Genomic DNA, 14,709 nt, shown 5'->3' on the forward strand with positions numbered 1-14,709 from the left:
GTGGCCACCAGCGACGCCGCATTCCGGGGTGGGGCATGCCCCACCCCGGAATACACCATCGCCTACACCGGAAATTACACCACGAGCGCGGACGCTAACCAGCGATATTGCTCCTCGCTCCGATGATATCTGGCAGGAGCGCCTCTACGCGATACAGTGGATGGACGCGGACGACATAGCTGCGGGCAAGGCCAACCCGCGGACTTGGTTTGCCGCACCTACAAAAGAGGATCTCTCTCGGGAGGAGGAGGTAGCGGACTACGTCGCGCGACACTTCGCTGAGTGGCAATCGGCCGGGCTTGTCCCAGACATGAACATTGAATGGGGGGTAGAATCACGAAAACCGATCTGGGAGCGGGGTTGGAATTACTGGCACCAGCTTTTTAATCCGCGTCACCTTTTGATCAACGCAACTGTCGCAAAGCATCTGAATCATTATCCTGAGGGGGCCCTGATTGCGCTAAATTCGCACAACCAGAACGCATCCTTGTGCAGATGGGCCACAGGGGCGACGCGGGAGGCGCTCGCCAACGTTTTCTCAAATCAAGCGCTGAATACCCTTCTGAACTATGGTGCGCGAGGCTACGAGGGAGCCTCTGCTTTTCTTAATATCCCGAATAACAAGCCGGTTGCGTTCACAGGTCATGTCCTGAACCAGTCCGCGCGTGACTTCTCGGAACCGGTCGACATTTTTGTAACTGACCCGCCCTATGCGGATGCGGTTCAATATGACGAGATCACGGAATTTTTCATCGCCTGGCTCCGGAAGAACCCGCCGGCCCCGTTCAACAAGTGGATCTGGGACTCCCGCAGGAACCTCGCAATCAAGGGCGAAGGCCAGTCCTTCAAGACGGCGATGATCGACGCTTACGGCGCTATGACCGAGCACATGTCGGAAAATGGGCTACAGATCGTCCAGTTCACCCACCAGGACGCCAAGACCTGGTCCGACATGGCCCAGATATTCTGGGGTGCAGGCCTACAGGTGGTCCAGGACTGGTACGTTTCGACGGAAACGATCACAGGCCTCAAACTCGGCGGCTACGTCCAAGGGACACACATGATCGTCCTCCGAAAGCGCCAAGGCGAGCAGTCCGGCTACCAGGACGAAATTGTTCATGAGATCCGGGACGAGGTAGAGCGCCAGATCAAGAACATGATCGGACTCAATGACCAGATGGACGCGGCGCGCGGCGAGAACATCTTCAACGACGCCGACCTCCAGATGGCCGGCTATGCGGCAGCCCTCCGGGTCCTGACAGCTTACACCAAGATCGACGGGATCGACATGACCCAGGAGGCGCTGCGTCCCCGCAAGAAGGGGGAGAAGACTCTCGTTGACGAGCTGACTGAGTTCGCAGTTCAGACCGCCAACGAGTTCCTGGTCCCAGATGGGCTGGAGCGGGAGCTGTGGCTTGAACTCAATGGGTCGGAGCGTTTCTACCTCAAGATGATGGACATCGAAGAGGCCGGCGAAGCGAAACTCGACCAGTTCCAGAATTTCGCCAAGGCCTTCCGCGTCGGGGACTACGATGACCTGATGGCTTCCAAGTCACCGAACAACGCGAAGCTCAAGACCGCAAAGGGCCTCGGCCGCGCTGCGATGGCAGAGGGGGTTCAGTTCGGCCGGGACAGCATCGTCCGGCTCGCGTTGCGCGCGATCTGGCGCGTCGGCAAGGAAGACGAGGTCGAGGACGTGCTGGAAGAGCTGCGCGACCTGATCCCGGACTACCTGCGAAAGCGGGACGCGCTTCGCCAAATCGTCATCTACGTGGCCACAAAGCGGGAGCGGACAGACCAGGCCGAGGCGAGCGCAGCTCGGATCCTCGGGACCGCGATCCAAACGGAGCGGATCTGATGAAGGGGGCCGCGCAGTGGCGAACCTGATCTCCCGCTTCTCCTCCCGCAACCAGCGCCTCTCGCATGTGTTCCTGAAGGACCGGCTCAAGGGGGCGGAGACGTATGACCGGATTGCGGGATACTTCCGCTCCTCTATCTTCGACCTGATCCACGAGGAGATCAGCACGATCGGTAGGGTCCGGATCGTCTGTAACGCCGACCTTGACCCTCGCGACCTGACCGCGGCGACCCTGAGCCAGAAGGCTCGGGACCAAGCGCAGGTGGAGAGGTGGCACGATCAAGAGAACGAGATCGACGCGCTCCTCGAACGGCCTCGCTGGCGGCGCCTGCACGAGCTCCTGACCGCAGGGAACGTCGAAATTCGAGTTGTCTCGAGAGACAACGCCCCGTTCCTGCACGGCAAGGCCGGAGTGATCACGCGTCCGGACGGGACCACATCCAGCTTTATCGGCTCCATCAACGAGACGGCGAACGGCTGGGCCCAATCCTACGAGATGATCTGGGAGGACCCGTCCCCGGAGGCCGCCGCTTGGATTCGGTCCGAGTTCGACTGGCTATGGAAGAAGGGGGTACCCCTCTCTCAGGCGGTAATCGACGAGATCGGCCGGACAGCCAATAAGGTGGAAGTCCAGATCGAGGCAATGCGGACGGACCCGGTCGAGCTCGCAAAATCCGTCACCGTGGAGAGCCCACTCGTCCGACGCGGCGAAGGACTCGCACCGTGGCAGAAGGCGTTCGTGAAGATCTTCGTCGAGCATGATCAGAAGTACGGGGCTGCCCGACTCCTGCTCGCGGACGAGGTCGGAGTGGGTAAGACCCTCTCGATGGCAGCGACCGGGGCGCTCACCGTCCTGCTGGGGCATGGGCCCTTCCTGATCCTCTGTCCGGCGACCCTGACTCTCCAGTGGCAGATGGAACTCTGGGACAAGTTAGGGCTGCCTGCCTGCGTCTGGGCTCGAGCCCCGCAGCGGGGCTGGGTGGATCACCGCGGTCACCTTTACAGGTCTCGGGATCCGGAGGACGTGCTGCGCTGCCCAGCACAGATCGGGATTGTTTCTACTGGCCTTCTGGTCCGAGGCGGTCCGGAGGCACAGGCGCTAATGCGCGGGACTTTTGGGATGATCGCGCTCGACGAGGGGCACAAAGCCCGTGTCAAACGTGGGATCGGGACAGAGGAGCCGGAGCCGGGTAAGCTCTATCAGGCAATGGAACGCCTCGCCGGTCGAACACGGCACTTGGTGATCGGGACTGCTACACCGATCCAGACGCATCGGGAGGAGATCTGGGACCTTATGAAGCTGCTCGCTTACGGGCAGGATCATGTCCTCGGCCGGCCGAGCGTGTCTCGCTGGTGGGACTCGGAGCAGGCACTCGACCTGGTCTCCGGCCGAACCGCCCTGCCGGATCCGGAGGTGGCTTGGCCATGGCTTCGTTCCCCACTCCCTCATGCCCGCGAGGCGGCCGTGTTTCGGGGGATCCGGGAGGATTTAAAGGTCTCGGAGAACGAGTTCTTCACTGACCGCGGTCTCGCGGACTTGGACGATTTTACCCGCGAGGACTTGACTGAGGTGATCGAGAGGGGGGAGATCGCTCGGAGACTGCCATTCATGCGCTACCACAACCCGCTGGGCCGCCACGTCGTCCTCCGGCGCCGCAAGACGCTTGAGGAAGCGGGACTAATGGACCGGATCGCGGTGAACATCCACCCTCGGCCCGGCACTTCCCCGGCGGTGTTCGAGCGCAGCGCGGTCCGCACTCCGCATTTCTATGACCGTGCGTACGAGGAGATCCAACTTTTTACGAGGGCAATGAAGGCGCGCCAGGCTGGAACTGGATTTCTAGGAAATTTGATGATGCAGCGCATATGCTCCTCCGTTGCGTCCGGAATAGCTACCGCCACAAAAATGCTCGAGCGTCGCCGCGAAGGAATTATGGCCGAGGAGGCTGAAGATCCGGACCTCCTCGAGGCGATCGAGGAAATGGGGGCAGACGCCTATGCCGCCGCCGTGGATGTGGAGGCGATCCATCTGGAACGGGTTTTGGAGATTCTGTCTTCGGCCAAGCAGGAAGACCCAAAGGGGCGGGCGGTCCTCCACTATCTCGACCAAGAGGGGTGGATCGCGCTCGGCTGTATCATTTTCTCCCAGTATTATGACACGGCCCGCTGGGTAGGCGAGCTAATCAGCGCGACGCATCCCACCGAGCCGGTTGCAGTATATGCCGGGGTCGGAAAGTCAGGCATTTTACTCGGCGGCGAGTGGCGGTCGATCGACCGCGAGGAGATCAAACGTGGGGTCAAGGAGCGCAAGCTTCGGGTCGTCTGTGCGACTGACGCGGCCTGTGAGGGTTTGAATCTTCAGACTTTGGGGACCCTAATTAATGTCGACTTGCCATGGAATCCGTCTCGTCTCGAACAGCGGATCGGGCGGATCAAACGGTACGGCCAGCAGCGCCGCGAGGTGGACATGGCGAACCTTGTCTATTCGGGGACCATCGATGAACGGGTTTATCAACGTCTCTCTGAGCGAATGCAGGACCGTTACGACATACTTGGTTCGCTGCCGGACACCATCGAAGACGATTGGATTGAAAATATCGAACGACTTGAGGAGGAGCTGAAATCATTCACCAAACCGGAAAGTCCGGCTGATGTTTTCAGCTTGAGGTACGGTGATTTTCTTGAAGTTGGCGATGGGGACGCTGACTGGGAACTTTGGACCAAAGTAGTGTCGCGCAGAGACATCGAGACTTTGCTTGAACTTCCATGGAGCTCTGGTCGTTGAACGGCCTTATTTTTTCAAAATTTTGAGCATTGCGTCTGAACGGACATGCGATTGGGGGAATTTGTGACCGATTCTGACGTTGTTGGCTCTCACGCTCAAGCGATAGAAATTAGGTCTAGCGGGCTGGTCCATTCGGCGGAAAGTGACATTCTCCGCCTGCAGCAAATCTTGCGTGAGGGATACGCTTCCGGCTTCACGATCTTCAAGGAACTCCTTCAAAACGCTGAGGATGCCGGCGCGCGCCGGATGGTCGTTGCCGGTCACAACGGTTTCGTTGACGCAATTAATCCGTTACTTCGAACTCCGGGGCTGATCGTAGCAAATGATGGTCCCGTGCTTGCACGTCACATGGAGGCAATCACTCGTGCGAGTGGCGGTAGCAAAGCGGATGAGCGCTCGGCAGTGGGGCGTTTCGGTCTCGGCCAGAAATCAGTCTATCACCTTTGTGACGCGTTCATTGCGGTAGGCCGAGTAGAGGATCAAGAAGGCCGGTCGCAAACGTTGATCATGAATCCCTGGGGACAGGTTAGCGAAGCCAATACCGCGCAGCGCGATTGGACCAAACTGGGGCCCCTCGAAGCAGCGGCTCTAATCGAAAAAGCTGCGAAGCTCGGCATGGACCGAGGGATGGTGTTGTTTCTCCCGCTTCGCACAGAGTACTTGCGGCCTGGTCCAGAACTAAGTCTGTCCGATCGGAATTGGTCGCCCGATGCCGCTATTGCCGAAATCCTGGAAGGGGGCGAACTGGCTGCAACTCTGTCCTGCCTGAGAAATCTCGAGACCATTGAGATTATTCCAGTGGACGGAAAATCTCGCAAAATCTCAATGGCACACGGCGCTCGACGCCTTTCGGGGCCGGGGGTTGAGGGCGGACAGCATAACATCGAAGGTAAAGTTGATGGTGCGGGTTTTGAGCTGACATTTAGCGGCTTCCAACAATGGAAGCCTGAGGGGCAAGCGGCGCGGCTTTTGCATGAAGATGGATGGGATAAAGTCTTCGATATCCATGGGAAACATATTCGGCCTAAGGCGAATCCGCATGGCGCAGTGATATTATGCCGCTCAGCTGCGGCGGAAGGCACGGGCCATCTGCGGTTGCGTCACGCAGTGTATTTGCCCCTAGGCGAACCACTGTTCTCCGAACAATTGGGGCGCAGTTCTTACGACATCGACCTGCTCGTTCACGGCTATTTTTTTGTTTCGAGTGACCGTCGCAAGCTGCGTGATGATGATCATATCGAAACCCGATGGAATCAGGCCCTCCACCGCGAAGCGACGCTGCCTTTGTTGCTCGAAACTTTGGCTGATGCATTGCTCAGGTTGCCTAGCGATGCGGAGCGACATGCACTCGTCCGCACCTTACATCGTACGCCGTGGTGGGACGAAAACCGAGGTGCCGTCTGTCAAGGCCGGGCGCTAGCCAAATGCTGGCCAGGCGATAGATCTGAAAGCTGGAATACATGTTCGGGCGTGTCACTACGTCCCATCTTGAGGGGCGATGCGACGACGCTCACCCGGCTCAAGTTGGCTTTTCCAAGGCTTGAAGAATGGTGCGATAAGAACGGCCTCGTTTTGGCGTTCGGCACTGTTTTGGCGGATCTCGAGCCAAGGTGGCCAGATACTCAATTAGCCGAGTTGGTGAGGCTTGCCGGACCAGCTGTCTTTCAAAAAGGCCAAGTGGCCGAGACGCTGGTTGCGCTTCTCGACTCGGTACACCTTGGCGCGGAAACACAGGCAGCCTTGGCGGACATCTATCGGGAAGCTGTCGCCGACGTAGATCAGAGTTTCGCAAGAACGGAAAAGCTGCGGGGGTTGGTGCGCCACCTTCCTCCGGATCGCATTTTCGTTCTGCCTCCCAGCGTCGAAAGCCGCGAACTTCTTAGCTCTCTCGTCGCTGCGGGCAGCAGCATCCCGATCAAATCGTCCTGGGCAGAGGAGAGCGGATCGATAGCTCGGCAACTGGGTTTGAACGAGACGATCGAATTGTTGGCGGTGACTGAAACCTTCCTCTCGGCTCGAGGCACCGTAGCGCAAGAGGCGTCTGCACTAATCTCGCACCTTCTGCGAAATGGCCCGTCGCTGGACGCGCTCGCTGGCGATGATCGGGGGAATAAATTGGAGGTCATCCCTGCGCGATTGATGCAGGATGAGAACGACGTTCGCCTCTCGTTGGGATCCATTGCAGCTCTTACTCGACGAGGCTTGCTCTTCGATGCCGCACCCAATCGAGAGCTGGGCGTGCTTGCCGCGGCAGTGGCGACACCTCGTATTTACCGGCTAGGTTTGAAGGACGGTGGTCTTGAAAATCTGGCGTCGGCGAAAAAGACGGACTGCCTTTTGGCCGTTTTGAGACAGGCTGAGCGCTTCGGGGATCCCGGTAGTTGCGGTAAGCTTGCGGAACTTCTTGGTACCGATGCTTCGCGCGACGACCTGCGCAAACTTGTTGCACTCGATCCGGCTTTGCCTGCAGATGTCGCCTTGATCGAGCTGGATGAACTTGGTGGCATTCTCGATGAGTTGGTCCAAGTCCTCTTACTGGACAGGAAAGATCGCCTCGTTGCCTCCGCAACAACGGCAGAACTGAAAAAGGCACTCCGCGACCGCATTGGTTTGCGTCGGATCGATGTCGCGGAATTGGGCGATTGGCTCCGTGATGCACAAGTTGAGGGCACTTTGCCTTCGATAAATGAATCCAAGGCCATCGCATTGCTCAAGTCGGGTATCGATGACGGCATTCTGAAAATGCTGCCTTTGCATCAATCCAATAGGGCTGATGATTTATTGCCAGCCACGGACATTTTCCGGGGGCGAGCCTCTGATGTCCCAGCAGCGCTGATGTCATTCACTCACCTTGTCGAGCTTTGGTGGGATACTTCGGCAGCGGGGGTCCAGAACAGGCTTATCGCGCGCTGGGGGCCTGAGGCGGCAATTCGGACAGCGTTGTCCGCGTCTAACCCCCATCGGTTCACCTCGGAAATAGCCAGTGCATTGGGCGAATTGGAGCAGGTGCCGGATGATTTGATCGATACGCTTCGTCAGACGGCCTGGATCTGCGCAGATGGTGATGCATGGGAGCCAACCAGAGTCCTCGACTTACCTCTGGAAGCCGAACATGCACTCGAGGGGCTGATCATCGAGGAGGGCGGGTATCTCTTTGCCAGTGCGCTTCCCGGCCCTCTCCGCGAACCGAAAGTGCAGCTGCATTTGGAGAGGCTTCGACCGGATCGATCCCAGTCATTCCTTCTGGCGGCCCAACTTGCAGCTGATCACGGTGCGACCGGCCTTTGCCTCGATATCGTAGAGCACCTTGATGACTTGGCGAAGCTGGCTGGCGCGAATGCCGAGCTGAACGCTGAAGCGTGGCCCCTGATTTCTGCGGCGTTGCGAGACGGCATGGTGGACGCGACCATTGCCGGGATGGGTGAAGTTCTATGCGTGCCATCTTCGATAGGCATAGTTGCTCAAATGAACGCAATGGCTGCGCAAACTGGACTTGGTTCGTCTGCTGAAGCGGCACGAAGACTTTATCGGGCCGCGTTTGACCGAAACTTGCCGGTTTTGACGCATAGTTCCCGCTTTCTTCCGCCAGATCTGCTCGTTCCAACCGAAGCCGGTAGGTTCGAAAGGGCGGACAGCGTTGCGCTCGCTGCAGCGGGTATCGATCCATCAGCGCTCCTTGAACGTGAATATGCGGGCAAACTCGACCAGCCCACAGATCAATCGACCCAAGAAATTTTGACGGCCCAGTCGGTCGATGCAGATTGGCTTGAAGGCATCGAACGCGCCTTCTCGCCGCTCATTCAATATGATGTGCATGACGGCATTCTTTTGGCCTTGGCTATGCTCGGCCGTGATCGCGGGATCCAGTCGCTTGCGGCGAAATGGGAAGGGCAGCGTTCGTTTCACCGAATTTGCGATGATCTCGATAAGCTAGCCGACGAACAGCGCGATGTGGACAACGCTAATCTGGACCGCCTTGCAGAAATCCGCTTCGCCGTAGCGCTGCCAGATCAGGGGCAGGTCAGTGTGCCGTCGGCAGCTGGGACTGACTGCACGGTGCCATTGTCCGGCAAAGAGGATGCATTACTCCTCGATTGCATCCAGCGAGGAATTGAGCGCGACGAAGCGGGATACCGACACGTCTACGATTTGGTGATCGGACCAGTTTCACCATCCGATGAAACCGAGGCTCGGCAGCTACTGGATCAGTTTGTCAGAAAACTGGCCATTGCTCTGATGCTCGGCTTCGAGCGTCACAAAACGGCGCTGTCCGAGCTGTTGGCCAGCTATTTCGCTAGCGATCAACGCACACTCTCAGACACCTGCGCGGAATTGCAGGAGGTCCTTCATGATCGCCTGGCCGGTATCAAGACCGGGCCTGTGATGCGAACTGCATTAAGTGACTACCATCGCGATGCGCCTCGCGACCGCGACAAGGCGCGCAGCGCGCTTTGGGCCGCCGCGCAGTCGGACGAGGGTGCGAAGGAACTCCTCGATGCCACCCGCCAGAAGATCGATGAGATGGGCTATGCCCCACATCGCGTGCTGTTCGAACTGTACCAGAATGCTGTCGATGCACAGGCGCAGTGGCACGGCAACGGACGCTTTCGTGTCGAAGCCATCTTCGACGGCGATCAAATGATCACGTGTTTGCGGGTGATCCATTGGGGGCGGCCGGTCAATCAGCCCGGGAGTGATCCCCTGAAGGCCGAAGAGGAAGGGCACCGCCGCGATCTTTCGAACATGCTCGCGATCAATCACTCTGCAAAGGATGGGGATGCAGTAACCGGTCGCTTCGGCCTTGGATTTAAGACAGTGCACATGCTCGCCGACGAAGTTCGGCTGGCCAGCGGTGGCATAGCCATTCGTATCCTGGGCGGCATGATCCCTGCCGACTGGGAAGGGGGAAGCAAGACGATCGCCCCTTTTCACGACAGGGGGCGCAAGGCGACACTCATTGAAATTCCTGTGGCACCTGGTCGAGCTGAAGAGGCGCTTGAAGCATGGAAAGCATTTCGGGAGGCAGCTCCGTTCTTGGCTGCACTCGGTCAGGACGCATCCATCGAAGTGGCAGGCCCAGAAGGCGAGAAAGTATTCCGACATGAGGAGCATCGGCTGGTTGATGGCGTAAGCTGGCTGGCAATCGATGGCACTCGCCGGGTACTGCGCTTCGATTTGGGGAATGATTTCCGTCTCTTCCTGCCCTTCGGTCGCAATGGACCCCATGCTTTCCCGAGTGATGTGCCTCAGTTCTGGCATCTTGTCCCGCTCGTTGGCGAACGCCGCCGGGGAGCCTGGCTATTGGAAGGCCGCTTTCCGGTCGATCCTGGACGCACCCAATTGTCCGGTACGGCAGACGAGAAGGAAAGCCGATTTGCGCGGCTGAGCCTTTCCCTTGGCCCCCGGCTTGTCGCCTTTTACGACGCTTGCAGTGCCGACTGGAAAGACTTTGCTCACGCGACGGGCCTGGATCCCGAAGGGCGAGAGGACTTCTGGCGAAAACTCGTGCAGCTTTTTGCGCATGACTTGGCAAGTTACGGACCTGAACATTCGCTGCATAAATCAGGCCAGGGCCTCGCACGACTATGGGCGGAACGTCCCCTAGTTCCCTTGGCATTCGGCGGTGCATCGTGCGCGGCTGATGTAAAATGGCGCTTGTCAGGAGCCATCGCCGACCATGACGCTCAAATCGCGATCACTGAGTTGCTCGCTTTGGAAGAATTCGCAAATGCCGTTGTCACGGAGGAAACTGGCCGGCTGCTGAAATCTGTTGGGCTCCCTTCGGGGCAACGTTTGGATACCGTTACCTTGGTCGAAGCGCTCTCCGGAGGCGAGGGCATAGACTGCGCACGAGCGGGAAGTCTTGCCTGCCTTTGCGGAGAAGCCGTGTCGCTTGCCATGACCGGCGAGGAAGAAGCGGAATTCCGCAAGGTCCTGCGCGAGCGGAACTGGCTAGCCGAAGATGGAAGTTGGCAGCCCATCCGCCTGCTGGCATTTCCGCAGGGCAATAGCGATGAACAAGAGCGGGCAGCCTTCGCGCCTCCTTCAGGGCGGTTGGCTTCGAATTACACGGGGTCTGCCTTTGACCTCGCCGCCTTCGCACGTGAACAGTCCGGACATACGCCAAATGTCTGGGAGAAATGGGCTGAGAGTGCTGGTGACAGTCCAGTGCGCCAGACCGCCTTCATTCGCTATTTGGTCGGCGCGGATGATCGGACTGTCGCTCAATTGGCGAGCGCGGCAAAGTGGCTTCCCACTGTGGACGAATTGGTGAACTCTCCGTTGCTTGCCGGACTGCAGCAGGACGAAAAAAACCGATTGCTCGCCAAACTTGGATATTCCTTTGGGTTTCCTTCAATACCGACCGATACGACCAGCCCTTGGCAACCCGATGCTGAGCAGGCGCTTTCGGGCATCGCGCAATGGTGGCACGCCAATCAGGTCGGTCTGCGCGAGGCGTATGATCGTGCGGTCTATCCTGAGGACTTTTCCTCCGGGGCTTTGGCTGACGGGGATAAGCCTGCTTGGTTTACCATGCTCTCGCTCGCAACCTTCCAGACGCTTGGGAGGATCAAACCGGCTCAGTCCCGGCAATTTGTTGCCAGGGCGATCCAGGATGGATGGTGGCAAGACCTCGCGACAATCGACCCTTGTGACGAGGAGCTGAGACCTTTTGTCGAGCGGCTTCGAGCCTGGAGCGATCCGGATGCGGATGAGAGCTACCTGATGTGGCGCCGATGCCTTCCCGATCTATGCATGATCGCACGGCACCTCGAGAGCTACCAAAGGCTATTTATGAAATTACCGGCGGTAGTTGCCCAAGAGGGCGATGTATCCCTTCGCGGGCACTTGCGGCCGGCGTTCTCCAACGTTGCGGCCCGCATGGGCATAGAGGCAGCGCCCCTAGCAAGATCGCTTGGTATTGGCGCAAACTGGCTGGTGCGCGAATTAGGCCGCAAGGGTATCTATTCGCAGGCTCAATCCGAACAGATTATGCCTTATGGCTGGAGCGCAACGGAACGCGTCCGCCGCCTCGCCCACACGCTCGGCATGGGCCAGTTCGAGCGTGGCATTGACGAAGGACGCGCCCTGTATGGGGCAGTCGAGCGTTGCATTGGAGATGCCGCCCATTTCGATGGTGACGGTGATTTGCCACTGCACGTCATCACACTCGCCAAGCACCGCGATGACCTCGTGTCGATCCTCTATGATGCCGATGTCGCAGAATGGCCAGATAACAGTTGGGACGATGCCGAAGATGACGATGCCTGAAGCGCTGGCCGCCGATACAAGGGTCAATCACCCACGCCACGGCGCTGGCCAGGTGATTGCGGATGCAGGTGAATTTGTCGTTGTTCGTTTCGGCGCAACGATTCAGCAGGTCTTGCGCACCGAACTCACCCTTGCTCGGTCGCTCGAGCAGGCTCTTTCCACCGGCACATTTGATGAAAGCGCAGAAACTTTAATGCGCGCCAGCGCCATGGCTATTCGCTCTGTGAACGATCAGTGGGGGGTATTTTCAAGATCGCGGGTGCAGCTGCTCCCGCATCAGCTTTGGGTTTGTCACAAGGTCAACCGGACATTCCCCTTCCGCTGGCTGGTGGCCGACGATGTGGGGCTGGGAAAGACCATTGAGGCTGGCCTTGTGCTCATGCCTTTGGTGGCACGAGCACAAATCCGCCGCCTACTGGTATTGGCGCCTGCCAAACTGGTGCCCCAGTGGCAGAAGCGGCTCCGTCAGATGTTCGATATCCGTCTGCAGGTCTATGATCGCTCGGTTGATACGCCGACCGTGGACTTCTGGGACACAGCGAATATGGTCGTGGCATCAGTTCACACTCTGCGCCGTGAAGTTGCCGATGGTCGATCGGAAGGTAGTCGCTTCCTTTCTGCGGACCCTTGGGACGCTGTGGTGGTCGACGAAGCGCACCATCTTCACGCCGATGAGCGGTCAGGGGAAACTCTATCCTTCCAGCTCCTGCGCGCGCTGGAAGAACGACACAAGATCCGCTCGCTTTTGCTCTTCACCGGTACGCCGCACCGCGGAAAGGACTTCGGCTTTCTTTCGCTGCTCAGTCTGCTCGATCCGTGCCAATTTGGCCCGGAGCATGACATCGACGAACAGCTGGCCAAGCTCCCGGATGTGATGATCCGCAATAACAAGGCGACGGTCACTGACCTGAAAGGCAATCGCTTATTCACGCCGGTCACGGTGGAGACGCGAGAATACGCCTTCAACGATGAGGAAAGTGCCTTTTACGAGACATTGAGTTCCTTCATCATTGATGGGCGGGCCTATGCATCGACCCTCGACGGACGCGCACAATCGGCAAGGATGCTGTTGCTGATTGCGCTTCAAAAACTGGCCGCCAGTTCGATCGCCGCGATTCGAAGCGCTTTAACCAAACGCCGGGCCAAATTGGCAGATGTCGCCGAGCAGGCTCGCGCCCCTATTCTGACGATAACGGAGGGAGACGAAGACGAGACTTTGGATGATCGCGCCCGAGCCGATGAGGAGGCGTGGAGCAAGATGCTTGCCGAACTCATGGAGGGGGAGATTGCTCGGCTCGATGAATTGCTCGAATTGGCAGAGCCTATTCAGCAGGAGCGCAAGATCGAACGTCTGGTCGATCTCATTGAACGCGAGCTGCCTTCAGGTGAGCCCGTACTTCTCTTCACCGAATATAAGGCGACGCAAGCCCTTGTCGTTGATGCCCTGCACGCTCGATTTGGGCACGGTTGCTGTGCCTTTATCAACGGCGATGAGCGCTTGGAGGAGATCAACAAGGCAGACGGGTCTCGCGGGCCAAAAAGTTGGTCGCGCGATGCGGCGGCAGAGGCGTTCAATCAGGGTTCGATCCGGTTTCTGGTCTCAACCGAGGCAGCAGGCGAGGGGATCGATCTCCAAGAGCGTTGCGCCACGCTGATACATGTAGACATGCCATGGAATCCGATGCGTTTGCATCAACGTGTCGGGCGACTTTCCCGGTATGGTCAGACACGACCGGTCCAGGTCTTTATCCTCCGGAACCCGGACACCGTAGAGGCGCGAATTTGGGACCTATTGAATGCCAAGCTCGAGCGAATTCAGCGCGCTCTCGACGAAGCCATGGACGAGCGAGAAGACATCAGTCAGCTCGTCATCGGCATGACCGGCCCGAGCGCATTCGAGAAGATTTTTGCGACTGGACAGACACAGTCGCGCGAAAGCCTTGATCAGTGGTTTGACCGTGAATCCGCCACCATTGGCGGAGAAGACCTGGTCGACAAGGTCAAGACGATGATGGGGAACGTAACCCGCTTCGATTTTGCTCAGGTCGGACGAAACCTCCCGCAGGTCGATCTTCCCGATCTCGAACGCTTCTTCGCGATGACGATGGAATCACAAGGCCGGCGTGTGTTTCGGAGGGACGATGGGCTGGATGTCCTGACGCCTGAGAAATGGGTGGATGAAGATTACGCCATGCAGGATCGGTATAAAGGCCTGCTGTTCGATCGGAATGTCCGCTTGGGCGATCGGGAAGGCCCAACCCGTCTCGTGGGTGTGGGGCATACGCTTTTCGATCGCGCTTTGAAGGAAGGAGAGGGGCTGCAAAGCACGCTGGCGGTTTGCCTGCGATTGCCAGCTCCCTTGCTCATTGCTTCGGTCGAGGACCAAGTCACCGGCCAGGACCATTCGGTTACCAGGATTGTTTTGGGGGCGTGGCGCGATCATGAAGGCCAGACCCACGTCCTGCGGGATTGGGAGGTTCTGCAGATGCTCAACACATTGGGACGAGCGGACAATCCTACGCCACCTTCTGTAAACGGCGAGCAACTGAAGACACTCGAGGCGAGTCTTCTTTCGTCCATGGAGGCAAGCTTGCCAACTATCGCCGAAATGATGACCCGGCCCGGCATCCGCAGTGAGATCATGCTTCTGCCGGATGAAAACGCCGGTACCTGACCGTCCTGCCTGAGTTCTGAGGAAAGGCTGCGCGTCTCTCGTGGGGTATGTTTTTCTGGTTTGGTCCTTTGTTGTTGATGGAGTATCGGATCAATAAGTCCTGGGCCGACCCATGGGCGT

Annotated in this window: 3 protein-coding genes and 1 pseudogene; all 4 read left to right on the top strand. The window is 58.4% G+C overall.

The features are described 5' to 3' along the window. A pseudogene (locus tag ATE71_RS18420) lies at positions 1-1,858 on the top strand (DNA methylase); the annotation flags it as partial. A 16-nt stretch (positions 1,859-1,874) separates the two neighbouring features. Beyond that, positions 1,875-4,643 (top strand): phospholipase D-like domain-containing anti-phage protein, encoded by a 2,769-nt coding sequence (locus ATE71_RS18425; protein ID WP_058804807.1) that lies wholly within the window; start codon positions 1,875-1,877, stop codon positions 4,641-4,643. A 63-nt stretch (positions 4,644-4,706) separates the two neighbouring features. Continuing rightward, positions 4,707-11,915: a sacsin N-terminal ATP-binding-like domain-containing protein gene (locus ATE71_RS18445; RefSeq protein ID WP_152998844.1), complete on the top strand. Its 7,209-nt coding sequence runs from the start codon at positions 4,707-4,709 to the stop codon at positions 11,913-11,915. Further along, a complete protein-coding gene (locus ATE71_RS18450; protein WP_201022986.1) occupies positions 11,851-14,589 on the top strand; it encodes a DEAD/DEAH box helicase in 2,739 nt (912 codons plus the stop codon). Before ATE71_RS18445 ends, ATE71_RS18450 begins: the two co-directional genes overlap by 65 nt. Positions 14,590-14,709: the final 120 nt, after the last annotated feature.

The organism is Sphingopyxis sp. H115 (genome assembly GCF_001468465.1).
Taxonomy (GTDB): Bacteria; Pseudomonadota; Alphaproteobacteria; order Sphingomonadales; family Sphingomonadaceae; genus Sphingopyxis.